The sequence below is a fragment of the Streptomyces sp. NBC_01429 genome (assembly GCF_036231945.1).
In the GTDB taxonomy this organism is placed as follows: domain Bacteria; phylum Actinomycetota; class Actinomycetes; order Streptomycetales; family Streptomycetaceae; genus Streptomyces.
The window spans coordinates 5,687,169-5,707,831 of sequence record NZ_CP109599.1 but is presented as its reverse complement, the minus strand read 5'-3'; the positions used below and the strand labels follow the sequence as shown (position 1 = coordinate 5,707,831).

The window sequence follows — 20,663 nt, the reverse complement described above, 5'->3', positions numbered from 1 at the left end:
CGCCCGCGGGGTTGGTCCCTGGTGCTGTTCTCCCAGCTCTACCAGCGGGCCGTGGTCCCCGCGCCCGCGGGGTTGGTCCGGTTGTGCGGCGGTGGCCGCTGACCCTTGGTTGGTGGTCCCCGCGCCCGCGGGGTTGGTCCTATCGATGCTTTCAGGGACAGCGGCCGGGACGAGTGGTCCCCGCGCCCGCGGGGTTGGTCCCTCCGGGGAGACGACGACGTAGCGCCCCTCGGTGTGGTCCCCGCGCCCGCGGGGTTGGTCCCGTCGAGTTCGGTCTCGACGTGGCCACAGGCCGGTGGTCCCCGCGCCCGCGGGGTTGGTCCCGCCACCTGTCGCCGGTCCGCCGTCCCGAGGCTGTGGTCCCCGCGCCCGCGGGGTTGGTCCCCGGGGTGCGGCGCATCCGGCCGGTGCCCCGGTGTGGTCCCCGCGCCCGCGGGGTTGGTCCCTCGTTCCGGGAGTGGCTGGCCCTGGGCAAAGAGTGGTCCCCGCGCCCGCGGGGTTGGTCCCCGCACCGGCAACGCCGCGAACCTCACGGCCGCGTGGTCCCCGCGCCCGCGGGGTTGGTCCCGCCCCTTGAGTGTTACACCCGGTGATCGTCCTGTGGTCCCCGCGCCCGCGGGGTTGGTCCCATGACGTCCACCCCGTCGGCGACAGGCAAGGGGTTGGTCCCCGGGATGTATGCCGCCCCCGCTGGCGGCTGTCGTGGTCCCCGCGCCCGCGGGGTTGGTCCCGTCCAGACGCAAATCCAGGCGAGTCCCGCTCCGTCGTCCCCGCGCCCGCGGGGTTGGTCCCGCTGTGTCGGCCGGGTCGAGGAGGTGGCGGTCGTGGTCCCCGCGCCCGCGGGGTTGGTCCCGTCGTCGCCCAGCTCGGGAACTGCCGCGACGGGTGGTCCCCGCGCCTGCGGGGTTGGTCCCGCAGGACTCAGCGCCTCGCGCCACAGCCACCTGTGGTCCCCGCGCCTGCGGGGTTGGTCCCAGAGACTCCGTCCACGGACGTTCGGCAGGGACGTGGTCCCCGCGCCCGCGGGGTTGGTCCCTTCCACCGACCCGACCGTAGTGTCGGGATGGGGTGGTCCCCGCGCCTGCGGGGTTGGTCCCGTCACGTGACGGTGCTGGCTCATCCGGCACACGTGGTCCCCGCGCCTGCGGGGTTGGTCCCGTTTTCGTGGCGGCGGAGGCCATGGGGGCCTGGTGGTCCCCGCGCCTGCGGGGTTGGCCCCAAGGAGCACGTCATGAGCACCGCAACCCTGCCGCGGTCCCCGCGCCTGCGGGGTTGGTCCCGTGCGGCAGCAAGCACAGCAAGGGCGGCGGCCGTGGTCCCCGCGCCTGCGGGGTTGGTCCCGTGCGGCAGCAAGCACAGCAAGGGCGGCGGCCGTGGTCCCCGCGCCTGCGGGGTTGGTCCCCTCTCGCTGACCGCCGTCTACCGGCTCGCCCGGTGGTCCCCGCGCCTGCGGGGTTGGTCCCCAGGCTGTCCCCCCGCCCGGGACAAGGACTGGTGGTCCCCGCGCCTGCGGGGTTGGTCCCCTCCCTGCGGTGGCTGTGCCCGTGACGGCGGAGTGGTCCCCGCGCCTGCGGGGTTGGTCCCTGATCACGCTCCTCACCGCGCTGATCGGACTCGTGGTCCCCGCGCCCGCGGGGTTGGTTCCCAGATGTCGGTGTCCCGGCCCGCGCAAGCCGCGTGGTCCCCGCGCCCGCAGGGTTGGTCCCGTTCACGGGGTAGTCGGGGACGACGTCGCCGTGTGGTCCCCGCGCCTGCGGGGTTGGTCCCAATCCAGTTCCCCTTCTTGTACGAGTCAAGAAGTGGTCCCCGCGCCTGCGGGGCTGGTCCCCTGCGTCGGCCGGGTCGAACGGCTTGTTGCGGTGGTCCCCGCGCCCTGGCGCTGACACCACATCGGCTCGGGAGCTGCCGTAGCAGCTGAGGTACGTCGGCAGCTACCGTCCGGAGCTGCCGACCCACAGTCGGGAGCAGCAGGCGCCCGGCAGCAGGTAGCGACACAAGATCCTGCCGACGGACACAGTCAGCTGTGGCCAAATACCGCCCATTCACGCTCTCTTTCGAAATGACGCACCTTGGCGGGGGCCCAATCATGTCGAATACGTCCATGAATCAAGATCGCCCCAGCCCCGGGGTGCCCTTCGATCTCTTGTCCGCGGCCACCCGGCTGGCCTGGGGCAAGCATGACCGCAAGACCGACGGGTGGCTTCCGCTGTGGCGTCACATGGCGGACAGCGCGGCGGTCGCGGGGAAGCTCTGGGATGAGTGGGTTCCCGGCAATGTGAAGGCTCTCGTCGCCGAGGCGCTGCCGCAAGGGGCGGATGACGCGCGTCGGCTGATGGTCTTCCTGGCAGCCGCTCACGACACCGGGAAGGCAACCCCGGCTTTCTCCTGTCAGGTCGACGGTCTCGCGGATCGCATGCGGGCGGCCGGGCTGGACATGCCGTATCAGAAGCAGTTCGGCACCGACCGCCGGATGGCTCCGCATGGGCTGGCAGGACAACTGATCATCCAGGAATGGCTCTCCGAGCGGTACGGATGGGCCGGCAGAGCGTCTGGGCAGTTCGCCGTCGTGGCCGGCGGGCATCACGGGACTCCGCCTGATCACCAGCAGATCCACGACCTGCGCCTGCATCCGCACCTGTTGCGCACACCTGGGGCGAGTGAAGAGAACTGGCGTGCCGCGCAGTACGAGTTGTTGGACGCCTGCGCGAGGGTGGCCGAAGTGGAGGACCGGTTTCCGGACTGGCAATCGGTTCGTCTGCCGCAGACGGTGCAGGTGTTGCTGACAGCCCTGGTGATCATCTCCGACTGGATAGCGAGTTCGTCCGAGCTGTTTCCGTACGAACCGTCCTCGTGGTCACCGCCGGGTGCGGTCGGTGAAGCCCGGCGTCTGGAGGCCGCGTGGGCGGGACTTGATCTGCCGAGACCATGGGCGCCGGCAGAACCGGAGCACTCGGCAGCCGAGTTGTTCAAGGACCGTTTCGACCTGCCGGATGGCGCCGCGATCAGGCCGGTGCAGGAAGAAGCCGTACGGATGGCACGGCAGATGCCTGCCGCCGGGTTGCTCATCATCGAGGCGCCCATGGGCGAGGGCAAGACCGAGGCGGCCTTCGCGGCGGCGGAGATTCTGGCGGCCAGAGTCGGAGCCGGCGGCATTCTGGTGGCGCTGCCGACCCGCGCCACGGGTGATGCCATGTTCCCGCGTCTGCTGAGCTGGCTGGATCATCTACCCGCTGACGGCTCCCGGTCCGTGGTTCTCGCCCATGCGAAATCCGCGCTGAACGATGTCTGGGCAGGACTACTGCGAGCGGGCAACCGTACGATCGCGGCGGTCGAGCCGGACAGCCCGGACGCGGTCGCCGCTGCCGGGACGGTCCGAAGGTCCAGCCCCTCCGGACTGCACGCTCATCAGTGGCTGCGCGGACGGAAAAAGGCGCTCCTCGCGTCGTTCGCGGTGGGCACCATCGATCAAGTGCTGTTCTCCGGTCTCAAGAGCCGCCATCTGGCGCTACGGCACCTGGCAGTCGCGGGCAAGGTCGTCATCATCGACGAGGTCCACGCTTACGACGCCTACATGAACGCTTATCTCGACCGGGTGCTGGAGTGGCTGGCGGCCTACCGAGTGCCGGTGGTTCTCCTGTCCGCCACGCTGCCCGCCGACCGGCGGAGGGAACTGGCCACGGCGTATGCCGGGGAGATCGGTACGCTCTCCGCCGGAAATGGCGGTGACGCCTTGGACGTACCAGAGGATGCCTACCCGCTGATCACCGCGGTGGCGCCCGGCCTACCGGCGGTCAGCGCGAACCCGGCTCCCGCGTCGGGTCGTCGTACCGAGGTGGTACTGGAGAAGCTGGACGATGATCTGTCATTGCTCGTGCGGAGGCTGGAAAGCGAACTGCGCGGCGGCGGATGCGCGTTGGTCGTACGCAATACCGTCGACCGGGTACTGGAGGCGTCGGAGAGGCTGAAGGAGCACTTCGGTGCGGACGCGGTGACCGTGGCGCACTCCCGGTTCCTGGCCGCCGACAGGGCCCGTAAGGACGCCGAACTCCGTGAGCGTTTCGGGCCGAACGGTGACCGCCCCGCCGGGCCGCACATCGTGGTGGCCAGCCAGGTCGTCGAGCAGTCGCTGGACATTGACTTCGATCTGCTGGTGACCGACCTCGCCCCCGTAGACCTGATGCTCCAGCGCATGGGGCGGCTGCACCGCCATCCGCGCCGCCGCCCGGCCCGTCTGGAGCAGGCCCGCTGTCTGGTGACGGGAAGCGATTGGCAGTCGGACCCGCCCGAGCCAGCACCTGGCTCGCTCGGCGTCTACCAGGGGCCGCACACCCTGTTGCGGACGCTCGCCGTCCTGGGCCCCCATCTGGATGGAGCGCCGCTGGTTCTGCCCGACCACATCAGCCCGCTGGTCCAGTCCGCCTACGGAGACGAGCCGGTCGGACCCGCGCACTGGGCGCCTGCTCTGGACGACAGCCGCCGGAAGTACCTGACCCGGCTCGCCGGGAAACGGGAGCGTGCCGACGTGTTCCGGCTTGGCCCCGTCCGCAGGGCCGGGCGGCCGGTGGTCGGCTGGTTGGACGCGAACGCGGGGGACGTGGACGACAGCCGAGCCGGCCGTGCCCAGGTGCGGGACAGCGAGGAGAGCCTGGAGGTGCTGGTCGTCCAGCGGCAGCGGGACGGTCGGCTGACCACCGTCGGCTGGCTGGACGGGGGCCGGGGCGGTCTGGATCTGCCCGAGCACACTCCACCGACGCGGGTGGCCGCTGAGGCCGTCGCCGCCAGCTCGTTGACGCTGCCTTGGCAGTTCTCCAAGCCGTGGGCGATCGACAAGACCATCTCCGAGCTGGAGCGATTCCTTGTTCCGGCCTGGCAGGTGAAGGAGTGCCCCTGGCTGGCAGGCGAGTTGCTGCTTGTTCTCGACGGGGATTGTCAGACCCGCCTGGCAGGCTTCGACCTCCGATACAGCCGCGCCGACGGACTACGTGTGACTCCCATCGGCACACCGGAAGCAAAGGTGCTGGATCCCATGCCGCCCTCCTTCGATCTGGTCTCCCGGCCCTGGCTGCCCGCACAGCGCCTCGACGGAACGACAGTGGAGCTGTCGCTGCTGGAGGTCTTCGCCCAGGCACACACGCTCCGGCGGCTGGTGGGGGACCTTCCCACGCAAGAGTTCGCGCTGCTCAGACTGCTGCTGGCGATCCTCCACGACGCGGCGGACGGTCCGGAGGAGCTGGAGGACTGGGAAGAGCTGTGGAAGGCCGAGGGCGCGGACTCCTTCGCCGACGTACCGGACTACCTCGCACGTCACCGCGAGCGCTTCGATCTGCTCCACACGGAACGGCCGTTCTTCCAGGTCGCCGGGTTGCGTACGGGGAAGAACGAGGTCGCCTCGCTGAACCGGATCGTGGCCGACGTGCCCAACGGGGAACCGTTCTTCGCGATGCGCCGCCCCGGTGTCGAGCGGCTGAGCCTCGCCGAAGCGGCCCGGTGGCTGGTGCATACGCACGCGTACGACTCGTCCGGCATCAAGTCCGGTATGGAAGGGGACGACCGGGTCAAGGGAGGAAAGGTCTATCCACAGGGGGTCGGCTGGGTGGGCGGCCTCGGCGGGGTCTTCGCAGAGGGAGACACGCTGCGCGAGACCCTGTTGCTGAACCTGATTCCGACGGACGAGGACATTCTGACGGCGGACCGGAAGGCCGACATGCCTGTCTGGCGCCGCGATTTGCCCCCAGGGCCCGGCGTGTTGGAACAGGATCCGTCCGTCACCCGCCCCTCGGGCCCGCGTGACCTCTACACCTGGCAGTCCCGACGACTGCTCTTGCACACCGAGAACAACGCCGTGACCGGGGTCGTCCTCGGATACGGTGACCCGCTCGCCCCGTACAACCGGTGGAAATCGGAGCCCATGACGGGCTGGCGGCGCAGTCCGGCCCAGGAGAAGAAGCAGGGCCGCCCCAGGGTCTATCTGCCCCGTCAGCACGACCCGAGCCGGGCGGCCTGGCGGGGGCTGGCAAGCCTGCTGTACGCCCAGAAGTCGGAGACGGACACCACGGGCCGGGGGACGGATCTGAGCATGCCGTCAGGGGTGGTCAAGTGGCTCACCCTGCTGTGCAGCGAGGAGGTACTCAGCCCGGACTCACTCATCCGCACCCGCCTCGTCGGGGCGGTGTACGGAACGCAGCAGTCCGTGGTGGACGAGGTGGTCGATGACGGCGTCACGTTGCCGGTCATCCTGCTTCACCAGGCGCGCCCGCTGCATGGTGCCGTGGCGGTCGACGCGGTCTCGGACGCCGAAAAGGCGGTGTCCGCGCTGGGGCACCTCGCGGGCAATCTCGCCCGCGCCGCCGGTTCGGATCCGGCCCCCGCCGTGGAGACCGCCCGCGACCTGGGGTTCGGAGCGCTCGACGGCCCGTACCGGAGGTGGTTGCGGACACTCGGGGAGTACGAAGAGCCAGTCGCTGCCCGCGTCGAATGGCAGTCCACCGCCCGCCGGATTGTCCATGGCCTCGGTCGTCAGCTCCTCGATACCGCAGGCCCGGCCGCGGCGGAGGGCCGTGTCGTGGATATCCCTCGTGTCGGCAAGCGCTGGGTCGACGACTCCCGTTCGGACCTGTGGTTCCGGACCCGGATCAACAAGGTGCTGCCCTCGGAGCCTCGCTCTCAGGAACAGGAGGGCTAGCGGAACATGCCCCCGGACACGGCTTTCCCCACTACCCCGGGTGCCCGGCCCGACGACGACCCCACCAAGAGCACGGAGCCCACCGTATGACCACAGTCGGCCAAGGCCCTCAGCGGGAGCAGCCCGCAGCCTCTCCCTCGGCTTCCTCTTCCGCCCGGCGTCGCCCTCTTGGACCGGCCGGACTGGCCGCCGGGCGCTGCATCTCGCGACTTCAACGCCAGTACCGCCAGGACAACCCGGCCGCAGTGGCGGATCTCGCCAAGCTACGGCGCGGTGCCGGGAAGACGGCGCATCAGGTCCAGGACCACTGGGGGCTTGGCGGTCTGGAGGAACTGGCTGAGGTCCTCGCGGGCAGCGAGGCGTATGTACGACGCGAACACGCCGAGGAGGCGGTGTACCTGGCAGTGACGCTCTGGGCACTTCACCAGCAGTCCGTTCGTGACAGCGATATGCACAGCCCCAAGAGCAGCCTGGGAGGTGCCGTCCGAACGCTGATGCGGGGGAAGCAGAACGAGAGCCGTTCCGCGGACGAACTGAACGAACCTCTTCGGAAGCGTCTCGTACGGGTCGGCACCGCTGAGTCGATCGAATCGGTGGCCGTAAGGCTGCGGGAGATCGTGCTGCTGCTCCGTGGTGAGCAGGTGCCGCTCGACTACGGGCGCCTCGCCGATCAGCTCTACCGCTGGCAGTCCCGACCGGACCGAGCCGCCGTGCGCCGTGAATGGGGCAGGGAGTTCCACCTGGCCGCGTCCAGCGGCAAACCCCGGCAGGGCAACAGTGGCGACGAAGGTGACGCGATTGACCTGACCCTGAGTGCTGACGAGGAGGAGAACAGCTACGGGTCCGGAGAGTGACCTCTCCCGCCTCGGCCGCTCCTTCCTCGCTCTCCGTCTCTCCCCTATCTCGTCCGCGCCCGAGCCCATTGACCATGAAAAGGAACTGAGCACGCGTGACCAGGACAATCCTCGACATCCACATCCTCCAGACCGTGCCGCCGAGCAACCTGAACCGGGATGATACGGGCACACCGAAGTCCGCTGTCTACGGAGGTGTACGACGGGCCCGCGTTTCCAGTCAGGCCTGGAAGCGAGCCACACGCAAGGCGTTCTCCGATCTGCTCGACGACTCCGAACTGGGAGTGCGGACGAAGAAGGTCGCTGAAGTTCTGGCCGAGCGGATCACCGCCCTGGACCCGTCCACGTCCCCCGCAGCGAGTGTGGAGCTGGCCGCTGAGACGATGCGGATGGCGACCGGATCGACGATCGCGGTCCCGAAGCGCAAGGCCAAGGACAACGAGGACGGTGAGAACGATGCCGCCCCCGAGTCCGCCTACCTGATGTTCCTGAGCGGGCGCCAGATCAACTCCCTCGCGGAGCTGGCGATCGAGGGCGGCAAGGGCGGAGACCTGAAGGCGCTCAAGGAGTTCTTCAAGGCCAGAGAGAACAAGGCACGCGCGCGGCAGTTGGTGGACACCGAACACTCGGTGGATATCGCGTTGTTCGGCCGCATGGTCGCGGATTCGACCGACCTCAATGTGGATGCGGCCGCCCAGGTGGCGCATGCGTTGAGCGTGCACACGGTCGAGGTCGAATCGGACTACTTCACGGCCGTCGACGACAAGAACACGGATGCCGAAATGGGCGCCGGCATGATCGGGTCCGTCGATTTCAACTCGTCGACTCTCTACCGTTACGCGGCAGTCGATGTCGACAAGCTCCAGGAGAACCTGGGGACCGGACTGCGCGGGGACCAGCCCGTCGAGCCCACCCGGCGGGCCGTGGCAGCCTTCCTCGAAGGCTTCATCACCTCTCTGCCCACCGGAAAGATCAACACCTTCGGCAACCACACACTGCCTGCGGCAGTCATCGTCAAGTTGCGCTCCCGGCGGCCGATCAGCTTCGTCGCCGCGTTCGAGAAGCCCGTGCCCTTGGGGACGGAAGGTGGCTATCTCCGGCAGAGCTGCGAGCAGCTCGCACAGTACGTACCCACTCTGGAAAAGGCGTTCGGACTCACCGGCAACGGGCAGAGCTGGGTACTTCGGGTGGGTGCCGAGACCGAGGCGCTCTCCGCCCTGGGCACCGAGCTGGCGCTGCCCGAGCTGGTCACGGCTGTGGGAGACGCCGTAGTTGCCAGGTTGGAGCCTGAGCACGCAGCCGCCGCGTCGGAGACCGAAGCATGAGCGTGCTGCTGCTGCGGCTCGCGGGCCCCCTCCAGGCATGGGGGTCCGCGGCCCGTTTCACTCGCCGCACCACGGAGAACGCCCCGACGAAGAGCGGCGTCCTAGGGCTCCTCGCCGCGGCCCAGGGCCGCGCGCGGGACGCCGACCTCTCCGATCTCGCCAAGCTGGAGTTCGGCGTACGCCTTGATCAGCCCGGCACTCGGCTGCGCGATTTCCAGACCGCGCATCACGCCGGCTCGGGCAAGGCAATGCCGCTTTCGGAGCGTTTCTACCTCGCGGACGCGATCTTCGTCGCGGGTGTGGCAGGCGATCCCAAGTTCATCAACGCGCTGTACGAGGCCCTGTTGGATCCAATGTTCCTTCCCTATCTCGGACGGCGTTCCTGCCCGCCCGCACAGCCGGTCACCATCGCGGAACCCCTGGACACCAGCCTTGAACAAGCCTTGCGAGAGGCCGCATGGGAAGCATCGGACTGGTACCGGAGGCAATGCGCCAACTCCGCCCGTCACCGCACCGGTTCTGCGTCTGGCCCGCAGCAGTTGGAACTCCTGCTCGACTGCCGGGCCGGTGAGGAGCCGGACACCACACTGCGCGACCTTCCGCTGAGTTTCGATCCGCGCCACAGGCAGTACGGGCTGCGCGGCGTACGCGGAACACACATCCCCCTGCCCCCCAAGTCGCCCGCCGCGACATCGCCGCCCCCGTCCCACGATCCCACCGCTGTGCTTTCGCCCGCCGCACCGAGGACAACCTGATGTATCTGACCCGCTTCCGCGTCAACACCGGGCGATCCGACGCCCAGCGGTTGCTCAGCTCACCGCACCGCATGCACGGCGCGGTGAACATGTCATTCCCCACTGCCCAGACCCGTGACGGATCGGGCCCCCGGGTGCTGTGGCGCATCGACGGCGACGCATCCGGCGAGACGCTGCTGTTCATCGTCAGCCCCACCAGGCCCGATCTGACCCATCTGGTCGACCAGGCAGGCTGGCCGGCGGCGGACGCTCCCGGCTGGACGACGTATGCCTACGACAAGTTCCTCACCACGCTCGCCGAGGGGGACACCTGGGGATTCCGACTCACGGCAAACCCCGTGCACAGCATCCACCACCAGCACAGCAAGGAGGGCGATCCCACGAAGCGCGCCGCTCACCGGACGCCGCGTCACCAGATGGGCTGGCTTCTGGAGCGGCAGCAGCGCTCCGGATTCGAGATCGTTCAGAAACCGGTGGATCAACGGCTGCTGGAACACGGCGACGAGCACGAGCTGATCGTCCGCGATCAGCGCCCATGGCAGTTCCGCAAGCCCCCGACGAAGACCAACCGTGACGACGTCCGCATCACCAAGGTCACCTTCGACGGACGGCTACGGATCACCGACCCGGACGTTCTCCGCCGCACGCTCACCCATGGCCTGGGCAAGGCCAAGGCGTACGGCTGCGGTCTGATGACGCTCGCCCCGGTGCGGTGAACGATGAGCACCGTCGGCCGTCGAGGCGCCTCTTCGCCCCGCGACCTCGCCAGGATCAGTGACCGTCTCTCTTTCGTCTACCTGGAGCGGTGCACCGTGCACCGTGACTCCAACGCGATCACCGCGGAGGACGCTGACGGCGTGACGCACATTCCATCCGCCACCATCGGAACGCTCCTGCTCGGACCGGGAACGCGCATCACCCACCAAGCGATGGCCGTCCTCGGCGACTCCGGCGCCGGAGTCGCCTGGGTCGGTGAGCACGGAGTGCGCTATTACGCCGGCGGGCGCGCCCTGACCCGCTCGTCAGGTCTCGTCGAGGCACAGGCCACGGCATGGGCGAACCGCCGCACCCGCTTGGAGGTCGCCCGCGCCATGTACCGGCTGCGCTTCCCGGACGAGGACCCTGCCGGCCGTACCCGGCAGGAACTCCTCAGCATGGAGGGCCGACGCCTCAAGGACTGCTACAAACGGGAATCCCTCCGCACGGGCGTCCCCTGGCGCCGCCGCGATTACCACCGCAACGACTTCTCCGCCGGAGACGCTCCCAACCAGGGGGTCACCGCGGCAGCGCAGTGCATGTACGGAATCGCACACGCCGTCGTCGCGGCACTCGGCTGCTCCCCCGGTCTGGGCTTCGTCCACTCCGGCCACGAACGGTCATTCGTGCTGGACGTGGCCGACTTCTACAAGACCGACGTCGCCATTCCCGCAGCATTCGACGCGGCGGCGGAAGGAGAAGAAGACGTCGCGGCCCGAACCCGCAGAATGCTCCGGGACCGAATCAACGAAACCGGACTTCTCAACCGCTGCGTCCGGGACATCCGAGACCTGCTCGGCTACGACGGCACGCGCGACACGGGAGACACGGGAGACACGCCGCAGGACCGGGTCACCCTCCAGTCAGACGGAGACCTGCACGTCGAAAGCGGCCGCAACCACGGTGACGAGATCATCTGGTGACCGTCATCATCCTCACCAACTGCCCAGTCGGCCTACGCGGTTTCCTCACCCGTTGGCTCCTGGAGATCTCCCCGGGCGTCTTCCTGGGCGCCCCTTCCACTCGCGTTCGCGAAGCATTGTGGAACGAAGTCCGCCAATACGCGGGCCAAGGCCGCGCGCTCCTCGCGTACCAGACGAACAATGAGCAGGGCTTCACATTCGAAACCCACGATCACTCATGGCACCCGACCGATCACGAGGGCCTGACCTTGATCCACCGACCAAGCCCCAAGGCGCAACGCGCCTCACAACGCCCGACGGAGGTCCCACGCCAAGGCTGGAGCAAGGCATCCAAGCGGCGGAAGTTCGGTGGCAGGTAGATGCCGATGCAAGTGCTCGGCAGGGCAAAGGTTCACGAGATCCCCCGAGAGGGAAGAATGCCCGCTATGCCGGAATTTGAAGAAGTAAGCAAAAACAGATACCTGCCCGAATAAAGTCCCAGGTCAGCTCCTGTGGTCCCCGCGCCTGCGGGGTTGGTCCCCGGTCGCTGATCGTGTCGAGCCTCATCTTCAGGTGGTCCCCGCGCCTGCGGGGTTGGTCCCGTGACCGAGATGCAGCGCTCCGTAGCGCTGACGTGGTCCCCGCGCCTGCGGGGTTGGTCCCAGCGGTAGCCCGGTCAGGCTCCCCAGTAGTCGGTGGTCCCCGCGCCTGCGGGGTTGGTCCCCAGGGCTCGGGTCAGTGTCTCCGTCGCTTCGAGTGGTCCCCGCGCCTGCGGGGTTGGTCCCTCGAAGCTGACGTCGCGCTCGTGGGACAGGTAGTGGTCCCCGCGCCTGCGGGGTTGGTCCCAGCTCGATGGCGGCGGTGTCGGTGGTGGTGCGGTGGTCCCCGCGCCTGCGGGGTTGGTCCCTGAAATGAAGACCGTCACTCTCGGAATGTTCAGTGGTCCCCGCGCCTGCGGGGTTGGTCCCATGCACCACGAGTGCCAAGGGCCGCGCGAGATGTGGTCCCCGCGCCTGCGGGGTTGGTCCCTCTCGCCGTCCGGGAACCCGCCGGCCTACAGCGTGGTCCCCGCGCCTGCGGGGTTGGTCCCTCATCCGTCGGCTCCACCAGCACTGAGGCGGTGTGGTCCCCGCGCCTGCGGGGTTGGTCCCAACGCGAGCGTCGGACAGCAGAACGCCAAGCAGTGGTCCCCGCGCCTGCGGGGTTGGTCCCGAAAGGCGCCCGACGACGGAAATCGACCGCCCGTGGTCCCCGCGCCTGCGGGGTTGGTCCCCGCAACGCCTGACCCGAAAGGACTCCGCCATGGTGGTCCCCGCGCCTGCGGGGTTGGTCCCTCACGCAGGCCGGCCAGACTGCCCGGCCTGTAGTGGTCCCCGCGCCTGCGGGGTTGGTCCCGAGTGGACGCCGTACCTGGGCTACGAGAACCAGTGGTCCCCGCGCCTGCGGGGTTGGTCCCCCGCCGTGATCCCCGGAGTGGCGACTCCATTGGTGGTCCCCGCGCCTGCGGGGTTGGTCCCATCACCCGGTGGTCGATCGGCATCCGCTATCTGTGGTCCCCGCGCCTGCGGGGTTGGTCCCCGGCGCCTTCAAGCACGGGCCCGCATGCCCGAGTGGTCCCCGCGCCTGCGGGGTTGGTCCCATCGGGCGCTCCGAACCGAACCGGGACCGGCCGTGGTCCCCGCGCCTGCGGGGTTGGTCCCGCCGCGACTTCCGGCGCATACGGTCCCCACAGGTGCTCCCCGCGCCTGCGGGGTTGGTTCCCCCCTGGTGACGATCTTGGGAGCGTCACCGCATGTGGTCCCCGCGCCTGCGGGGTTCGTCCCCGCGCGGGCGATCGGGAGGTCCGTTCCCTCCGGCTGCGGCAAGGGCTACTTTTCTGTGTCTACTCCGGGGAGAGCCAGACCGGAACCCTCGCGGTGAAGGCCTACGGCAACTGGTCCGGCAGCGTCAGTGGCCGGTCGGTCTTCGACAACGGGAATGTCCGGGCGGGCGCCGGTCGCATCCGGCTCACCTGGACCTACAACGGAGGCACCTGGACCGACCGCTTCCACTACAGGACCGTGACCGGCGTCGTGCTCAAGAAGGCGGTCTCGCGCGGCGACCGCTGGCGCCGCAGCCCGCAGGGACGGGCCCGCGCCCTCGGTGGGGCGGGCCGTCACCTCACCGTAGGGACGCGGGGCTCGGGACAAGGCGACAGGCCCTACCGCTCCGCCGACTCCGTCGCGGTGCGCGGGAGCCACAGCAGCATCAGGAGTACCGCGGCCAGGAGCACCCCGGCGCCCGTGCCGAAGGCCAGGGCGTAGCCGCGGGTGAGGGCTTCCGGGGTGGTGGCGCCCGCGGTGCGGGCGGCGGCCACCGTGGAGAGGATCGCCAGGCCGAGGGCGCCGCCCATGGTGCGGGAGGTGTTGACGAGGCCGGAGACCAGGCCCGCGTCGCCGGGGGTGGCGCCCGAGGTGGCGAGGGTCGCCAGCGGGGTGGCGGCCATGCCGAGGCCCGCCATCATCAGGACTCCGGGGCCGAGGACCGCCGAGAGATACGTTCCTTCGGCGGTCATCAGGGACTGCCAGCCGAACCCGGCCGCCGCCAGCAGCGTTCCGAGCACGGCGAGGTTCCGGGCGCCGGTCCGCGCCATCATCCGGGGGGCCAGCTTCGAACCGAGCACGATGCTCAGCGAGCTGGGGACGAGCGCCAGACCGGCCTCCAGCGGGGTGTAGCCCAGCACGTTCTGGGCGTACACCGTCATGAAGAACCAGGACGAGAAGGACACCGAGCCGCAGACGAACATCGCCGCGTTGGCCGAGGCGACCGCCCGCACCCGGAACAGTCCCAGTGGCATCAGCGGCACCACCGACCTCGCCTCCACCGCCGTGAAGAGCGCGAGGAGCACCACTCCCCCGGCCAGCGGCAGCAGGGTCGCGGGCGCGCCCCAGCCCCGTACCTCGGTCTGGACGATGCCGTAGGCGACCAGGGCGAGACCGGCCGTGACCAGCACCGCGCCCGGCAGGTCGAGGCGACGGACCCGGTCCGTACGGCTCTCGGCCAGCCAGATCGCGGCGCCGGCCAGCACCAGTGCGCCGACCGGGACGTTGATCAGCAGCACCCAGCGCCAGGAGAGCAGATCGGTGAGCACCCCGCCGACCAGCCCGCCCGCCGCGCCGCCGCCCGCGCCGACCGCCGCCCAGGTGCCGATGGCCCGGGTCCTGGCGGCTCCGGCCGGTACGGCGGCCGTCAGCAGGGTGAGCGTCGCGGGGGCGAGCACGGCGGCGCCCAGCCCCTGTACGGCGCGGGCGGCGAGCAACTGCCCGCCCTCCTGGGCGAGTCCGCCCGCGAGGGACGCCAGGGTGAACACCGTGAGCCCGGCCACGAACATCCGCTTCCGGCCGAAGAGGTCCGCCGCGCGGCCGCCCAGCAGCATGAAGCCGGCGAAGGCGATCGAGTAGGCGTTGAGCACCCATTGGAGACCCGTGGCGGAGAGCCCCAGGTCCGCGCGCATCGAGGGCAGCGCGACATTGACCACGGAGACGTCGAGAACGACGAGGAACTGTCCCGCGCAGGCGATGAGGACCACCGCCCAGGTACGAGGGGCTCTCGCGGGCGCGGTTATATGAACGGGTGAGGCTTCCGCCGGGGCTCGGGACATGGCCGCCATGGTCGCAGCCGCCGCCCGGTCCGTACATCCCGTTTCGGTCCCGGACCCGGCCTGAGCGGCGGGTTTCGCCTTGCGCCGCGCGCTCGGGCGGGCGGCGGACGGGCCGGCGGGCGGGAAGGCGGGCGGGGAAGTGACGTCAGAACTCCACCACGGCGCGGTAGCGCGCGCGTCCGCGCCGTACGTGATCGAGCGCCTCGTCCAGGCGCGCGGCCGGGAACATCTCCACCTCCGGCCGGATGCCGTGCCGGGCCGCGAAGTCGAGCATCAGCCGGGTCTCCGCCGGCGGCGCCGTGACCCCTCCGACGATGGCGCGCTCGCCGGGCAGGAGGCTCAGCGGACGGATGGTCAGCGCGCGGTCGGAAACGCCGAGGACGCAGAGCGTCCCGTGCGGGCGGAGTGTCGCGAGGTACGCGTCCCACGGGAGGTCGGCCGAGACCGTCGAGACAATGTGGTCGAACGAGTTCGCCACTCCTTCGAGCCCCTTCGCGCCGTCGGCGACGACGAACTCGTGCGCGCCGAAGCGGCGGGCGTCGGACTCCTTGTCCGGCGTCGAGGAGATGGCCGTCACATGGCAGCCCCACTTCTCCAGGAACTGGATCGCCAGGTGGCCGAGGCCGCCGACCCCCACCACGGCGACCCGGTCGACCGGCCGGACCCCCTGCCGCAGGAGCGGGGCGAACACCGTCGTACCGGCACACAGCAGCGGCCCCGCGTACTCCGAGGCGATGGCGTCGGGGATGGGGTACACATGCCGCCAGTCGGTGGCGCGGACATGGCTGGCGAACGCGCCCCCGTTTCCCCTCACCGCCGTGTTGTCCTTGGCCGGGCAGAGCTGCTGGCGTCCGCTCAGGCACCATTCGCAGGCGAAACACGATCCGGCGGTCGCGCCCACGCCCACCCGCAGGCCGACCGCCAGCCGGGTACGGTCGACCGCTTCTCCCAGGGCCTCGATCACGCCGATCGCCTCATGGCCCGCGACCACCGGGTACGCCGATATCCCCCACTCGTCGTCGATCATACCGATATCGGTATGACAGACACCGCAGTGGGTCACGGCGACCAGCACTTCGAGCGGCCCCGGGGGCGCCACCGCGTAGTGCCGCACCTGAATGGATCCACCCGCTCGCTCGACCGCGTACGCACGTATCGTCACGGCTCACTCCCTCCAAGTAATCAAACTGACTAGATAGTTGGAAAAGTAGACCGGACCCCTCGCTCTGTCAAACCAACCAGTTGGTTAACATGGCCGGATGCGTGTCTACGATGCCGAGTCCACCCGTCGGCGCCTGCTCGCCGCCGCCACCGCCGATTTCGCCGCCCATGGGATCGCCGGCGCCCGGGTGGACCGGATCGCGACCGAGGCCGGGGTGAACAAGGCGCAGCTGTACGCCTACTTCGGCGACAAGCTCGGCCTCTTCGACGCCGTCTTCCGGATGCACGCGGACGCCGTCGTGGACGCGACCCCGTTCACGGCCGAGGATCTCCCGCACTACGCGGTGGGCCTCTACGACGGCGCGCTCGCCCGGCCGGAGCTGGTCCGGCTGGCCACCTGGGCGCGGCTCGAACGCGTGACGCCCGGCGACGCCGCCGCGGGGAAGTCGGCGGCGGCGGTCGACCGGAAGCTGGAGGCGATCGCCGAGGCGCAGCGGGCCGGCCACCTCAACCCCGCGATGGCGCCGCGGGATGTGCTGACGCTCGTGATCGCGATGGCCCTGGCCTGGTCCTCCGCCGGCCTGTCCGACGCCGCCACCCCCGACGACACCCCGGCGGAGCGCGAACGCCGTCGGGAGGCCCTGTTCCAGGCGGTCTCCGGAGCCTTCCGGGCCGCTGGTCCCACCGCTCGGAACTGACAGGATCCGCCCGCAACCGACGGAATCTGTTCGTAACGTGTTCGTCGGAATAGGGCGGCACCATGGCCGGTTGAGCTAGAAGGTTTCATAGGGCAACGACTTGGCGGTCGGGCTGCTCCGCGTGCGGTACGGGCGCGGGCGCCGGGCCGTCCGCCGTGCGTGGCCCCTTTCTCCCGTCCCCCCACTCCCTTCCCGGAGGCCGCACGAATGCCGCAGACGACGACCGATCAGCAAGCCGGGACGCTTCCCCCGGATCCGCAGGCCCGTAGGACCGGGGGCATCGTCCCCGTACTGGCCTTCGCGGGCATCGCCGTCGCGGTGATGCAGACCCTGCTCGTTCCCGTCATCAAGGACCTGCCGACCCTGCTCCACACGGCGCCCGCCAACGCCACCTGGGTCATGACCGCGACGCTGCTGGCCGGTGCGGTGGCCACCCCGATCATGGGGCGGCTCGGAGACCTCTTCGGCAAGCGGCGGATGCTGCTCGCCAGCCTCGCCGTCATGGTGGTCGGCTCACTCGTCTGCGCGTTCACCGACGACCTGGTCGTCATGATCGTCGGCCGGGCCCTCCAGGGCTTCGCCATGGGCGCGATACCCCTCGGGATCGGCATCATGCGCGACGAGCTGCCGCGCGAGAAGCTCGGCTCCGCGATGGCGCTGATGAGTTCGTCCATCGGCGTGGGCGGCGGACTCGCCCTGCCCGCCGCCGGGCTGATCGCCCAGAACGCCGACTGGCACGCGCTGTTCTTCGGCGCCGCCGGGCTCGGCGTGGTGTCGATGCTGCTCACCGTCCTCTACGTACCGGAATCCTCGGTACGGGCCGGTGGCACGTTCGACTGGCTCGGCGCGATCGGGCTGTCCGCCGGACTGGTCGCCCTGCTGCTGCCGATCACCAAGGGCAGCGACTGGGGCTGGGCCTCGCCCACCACCCTCGGGATGTTCGCCCTGGCGGTGGTCATCCTGCTGCTGTGGGGCCTGATGGAGCTGCGCAGTTCCGCCCCGCTGGTCAATCTGCGCACCACGGCCCGGCGCGAGGTGCTGCTGACCAACCTCACCTCGATCATGGTCGGCGTCGCCTTCTACGCGATCTCGCTCGTCCTGCCGCAGCTGCTCCAGTTGCCCAAGGCGACCGGATACGGCCTCGGCCAGTCCATGGTGATCGCCGGGCTGTGCGTGGCGCCGCTCGGCCTCACGATGATGTTCACCGCGCCCGTCTACGCCCGGATCGCCGCCCGGCGCGGCCCCAAGGTCTCGCTGATGCTCGGTATGGCGATCATCGGCATCGGGTACGGGGCGGGACTCGGCCTGATGGACCACGTGTGGCAGACGATCATCATCGCGGTGGTCGTGGGCGCCGGTATCGGGCTCGCGTACTCCTCTCTTCCCGCGCTGATCATCGGCGCGGTCGACCCGTCGGAGACGGGCGCGGCCAACGGGCTGAACACGCTGATGCGCTCCATCGGTACGTCGGTGTCGAGCGCCGTGATCGGCATGGTGCTGGCGCACACCTCCACGCAGGCCGGCGGGGTGGCGGTGCCCACCATGACCGGCTTCCGCACCTCGTTCGGCATCGCCACGGGCGCGGTGCTCATCGGGCTGGTGCTGGCGGCGTTCCTGCCGTCGCGGAGCGCGGCGAGCGCGGACCGGGCCCAGCCGCCGGCCGGGAGCGAGGAGCCCGCGCCCCACACGACGCTGGTCGCCGGGTCGGGCGGGTTCCGCGGCCGGGTGCTGGACGCGGACGGTGTGCCGGTGGCGCGGGCGAACGTCACCCTGATCGACCGCCGGGGCAGGCAGGCGGGTCTCACCATCGCCGACGAGGACGGCCGCTACGCGCTGCTGCCGCCGGGCCCGGGACCGTACGTGCTGGCCGGGACGGCGAGCGGACACGGGCCGCACGCGTGCCCGGCGGAGTATCCGGGCGACGGGAAGCCGGTCGACGTGGATCTGGTGCTGTTGCGGGGAGCGATGGAACGCGGCGCGGCGGTCACGGGCTGACCGCACGCCCGGGGCGTACGAGGGCGTGCGCCCCCGGCACGCGCGCGGCCGGGGGCGTACGGCAGCATGGGCACGGCCCACCCCCGGCCCCGTAGCGGCGGACCCGCCCCGCCCCGTACCAGCAGACCGACCCGCAAGGAGCGCGCCCATGCCCGCCGAGCCCCGTACCGGCAGCGAGATCCGTACCGGTGGCGAGATCCGTACCGGCGGCGTACCGGCGCCCGACGTCCTCGCCGCCTTCGAGGCCGCCAAGGGGTTCATGCCCGTACACGAAGGGCTCGCCCTGTACGGCGCGGCGGTCGAGGCGGGCGCGCTGGGGCTGCCGCTGCTGGAGATCGGCACGTACTGCGGGCGCTCCGCGCTGCTGCTCGCCGCCGCCGCGCGGGACGCGGGGACGGTGGCCGTGACGGTGGACCACCATCGCGGGAGCGAGGAGCAGCAGGCCGGGTGGGAGTACCACGATCCGGCCGTGGTCGATCCGGAGACCGGGCTGATGGACACGCTGCCCACCTTCCGGCGCACCCTGTGCCTGGCCGGTCTCGAAGATCACGTGATCGCGGTGGTCGGCCGGTCGCCGCAGGTCGCGAAGGTGTGGGGCGGCCGGTTCGGGCTCGTCTTCATCGACGGCGGGCACACCGAGGAACACGCCAACGGGGACTACGAGGGATGGGCGCCGCTGCTCGTCGAGGGCGGGCTGCTGGTGATCCACGATGTCTTCCCCGACCCGGCGGACGGCGGCCGGGCGCCGTACGGCGTCTATCTGCGCGCGCTGGCCTCCGGCGCCTTCGCCGAGATCTCGGTGACCGATTCGCTGCGCGTCCTGCGCCGCGTATCGCCGGGAATCTGACCGCGCCCCACTACCATCGCGACGGTGTCGTACGACGAGAGCCCGCAGCCCGTCCGCCGCCGCTTCGGCCGGAACCGTCTCACCCTCGCGACCGCCGCGCTGGTGCCCACCGCCCTGGCCGGATGGCTGGTCTGGCAGGGCGTGAGCGGCCAGGACGGCGGTGGGCCTCCGGCGACGGCGGCCGGGTCCGCCGCCTCCGCCTCCGCATCCGCGTCCACCCCCGCGCGTGACGACGACGCCCCCGGCGGCAGCGACCCGAGCGGCCCGGCCGACCCGACCGACCCGGCCGGAACCACCCCCGGAACCACCCCCAGGTCCACGGCACCGACCGGTTCCGAAGCGCCCGCCGATCCCTCGGGACCCCTCGCCGGCAAGGTCGTCGTCATCGATCCCGGCCACAACCCCCGCAATCGCGAACACACCGCCGAGATCAACGAGAAGGTCGACATCGGCACGACCAGCAAGGAGTGCGACACCACCGGCACCTCCACCAACGCCGGTTATCCGGAGGCCGAGTTCACCCTCGACGTCGCCCACCGGCTGCGCACCCTGCTGCGCGAGCGGGGCGCGACCGTCACCTTCACCCATGACAACGACCGGCCGTACGGTCCCTGCGTCGACGAGCGCGCCCGGATCGGCAACAAGGCGAAGGCCGACGCCGTCGTCTCCGTCCACGCGGACGGTTCCGCGCCCGGCAACCGCGGCTTCCACGTGATTCTCCCCGCCCTGGTCAAAGGCGGCGGCGCGGACACCTCCCGCATCGTGGGCCCCTCGCGTGAACTTGGTGAACGTATCGTGGGGAATTTCGTGCGCGAGACCGGCAGCGCACCCGCCAACTACCTCGGCGACGGTACGGGTTTGGATGTGCGCGACGATCTCGGCGGACTGAATCTGTCGACCGTTCCCAAGGTGTTCATCGAATGCGGCAACATGCGTGATTCCACGGACGCCGGCCTGCTTACCGACGCGAAATGGCGGCAGAAAGCGGCACGCGGGCTGGCGGACGGCATCAGCGGTTTCCTGGAGAAGTGAACCCGTATATCGGACG

Annotated in this window: 13 protein-coding genes and 3 CRISPR repeat arrays (1 of these 16 only partly in view); of the genes, 11 read left to right on the top strand and 2 right to left on the bottom strand. The window is 70.3% G+C overall.

Annotated features, from left to right (window positions below; all coding sequences use genetic code 11):
- A CRISPR array of direct repeats spans positions 1–629; the repeat unit is 29 nt (it extends 682 nt beyond the left edge of the window).
- A 72-nt stretch (positions 630–701) separates the two neighbouring features.
- A CRISPR array of direct repeats spans positions 702–1,828; the repeat unit is 29 nt; unit sequence GTGGTCCCCGCGCCTGCGGGGTTGGTCCC.
- A 273-nt stretch (positions 1,829–2,101) separates the two neighbouring features.
- From casA to cas2e, 7 genes are all read left to right on the top strand, one after another.
- On the top strand, positions 2,102–6,682 hold the full coding sequence (casA, locus tag OG627_RS25065) for a type I-E CRISPR-associated protein Cse1/CasA (protein WP_329068700.1): 4,581 nt from the start codon (positions 2,102–2,104) through the stop codon (positions 6,680–6,682).
- An 86-nt stretch (positions 6,683–6,768) separates the two neighbouring features.
- Complete coding sequence (gene casB / locus OG627_RS25060; RefSeq protein WP_329068698.1) at positions 6,769–7,536, top strand: type I-E CRISPR-associated protein Cse2/CasB; 768 nt, start codon at positions 6,769–6,771, stop codon at positions 7,534–7,536.
- A 95-nt stretch (positions 7,537–7,631) separates the two neighbouring features.
- The gene (gene cas7e / locus OG627_RS25055) at positions 7,632–8,861 is read left to right on the top strand and encodes a type I-E CRISPR-associated protein Cas7/Cse4/CasC (protein ID WP_329068695.1); all 1,230 of its coding nucleotides are present in this window, start codon (positions 7,632–7,634) and stop codon (positions 8,859–8,861) included.
- Positions 8,858–9,616: a type I-E CRISPR-associated protein Cas5/CasD gene (cas5e, locus tag OG627_RS25050; protein WP_329068693.1), complete on the top strand. Its 759-nt coding sequence runs from the start codon at positions 8,858–8,860 to the stop codon at positions 9,614–9,616. Before cas7e ends, cas5e begins: the two co-directional genes overlap by 4 nt.
- Positions 9,616–10,332, top strand: coding sequence for a type I-E CRISPR-associated protein Cas6/Cse3/CasE (cas6e, locus tag OG627_RS25045; protein ID WP_329068691.1), 717 nt, complete (start codon positions 9,616–9,618; stop codon positions 10,330–10,332). The genes cas5e and cas6e overlap by 1 nt, the downstream gene beginning before the upstream one ends.
- 3 nt (positions 10,333–10,335) lie before the next feature.
- Entirely contained in the window at positions 10,336–11,295 is a 960-nt protein-coding gene (cas1e, locus tag OG627_RS25040; RefSeq protein WP_329068689.1) for a type I-E CRISPR-associated endonuclease Cas1e, read from the top strand.
- Positions 11,292–11,654, top strand: a complete 363-nt coding sequence (gene cas2e / locus OG627_RS25035; protein WP_329068687.1) for a type I-E CRISPR-associated endoribonuclease Cas2e — start codon at positions 11,292–11,294, stop codon at positions 11,652–11,654. Before cas1e ends, cas2e begins: the two co-directional genes overlap by 4 nt.
- A gap of 132 nt (positions 11,655–11,786) precedes the next feature.
- Positions 11,787–13,097: a CRISPR direct-repeat array (repeat unit 29 nt; unit sequence GTGGTCCCCGCGCCTGCGGGGTTGGTCCC).
- A gap of 377 nt (positions 13,098–13,474) precedes the next feature.
- Here cas2e and OG627_RS25030 read toward each other — a convergent pair.
- Together OG627_RS25030 and OG627_RS25025 are read right to left on the bottom strand one after the other, a co-directional pair.
- Complete coding sequence (locus tag OG627_RS25030; protein WP_329068685.1) at positions 13,475–14,914, bottom strand: DHA2 family efflux MFS transporter permease subunit; 1,440 nt, start codon at positions 14,912–14,914, stop codon at positions 13,475–13,477.
- Positions 14,915–15,059: 145 nt separating this feature from the next.
- Entirely contained in the window at positions 15,060–16,076 is a 1,017-nt protein-coding gene (locus OG627_RS25025) for an NAD(P)-dependent alcohol dehydrogenase (protein WP_329068683.1), read from the bottom strand.
- A gap of 97 nt (positions 16,077–16,173) precedes the next feature.
- Here OG627_RS25025 and OG627_RS25020 point away from each other — a divergent pair, with 97 nt between their 5' ends.
- The 4 genes from OG627_RS25020 (at position 16,174) to OG627_RS25005 (ending at position 20,647) form a co-directional block, all read left to right on the top strand.
- Complete coding sequence (locus OG627_RS25020; RefSeq protein WP_329068681.1) at positions 16,174–16,773, top strand: TetR family transcriptional regulator; 600 nt, start codon at positions 16,174–16,176, stop codon at positions 16,771–16,773.
- A gap of 207 nt (positions 16,774–16,980) precedes the next feature.
- Complete coding sequence (locus tag OG627_RS25015; RefSeq protein ID WP_329068680.1) at positions 16,981–18,768, top strand: MFS transporter; 1,788 nt, start codon at positions 16,981–16,983, stop codon at positions 18,766–18,768.
- Positions 18,769–19,027: 259 nt separating this feature from the next.
- Positions 19,028–19,615, top strand: coding sequence for a class I SAM-dependent methyltransferase (locus OG627_RS25010; protein ID WP_329072961.1), 588 nt, complete (start codon positions 19,028–19,030; stop codon positions 19,613–19,615).
- Positions 19,616–19,639: 24 nt separating this feature from the next.
- On the top strand, positions 19,640–20,647 hold the full coding sequence (locus OG627_RS25005) for an N-acetylmuramoyl-L-alanine amidase (protein WP_329068678.1): 1,008 nt from the start codon (positions 19,640–19,642) through the stop codon (positions 20,645–20,647).
- Positions 20,648–20,663: the final 16 nt, after the last annotated feature.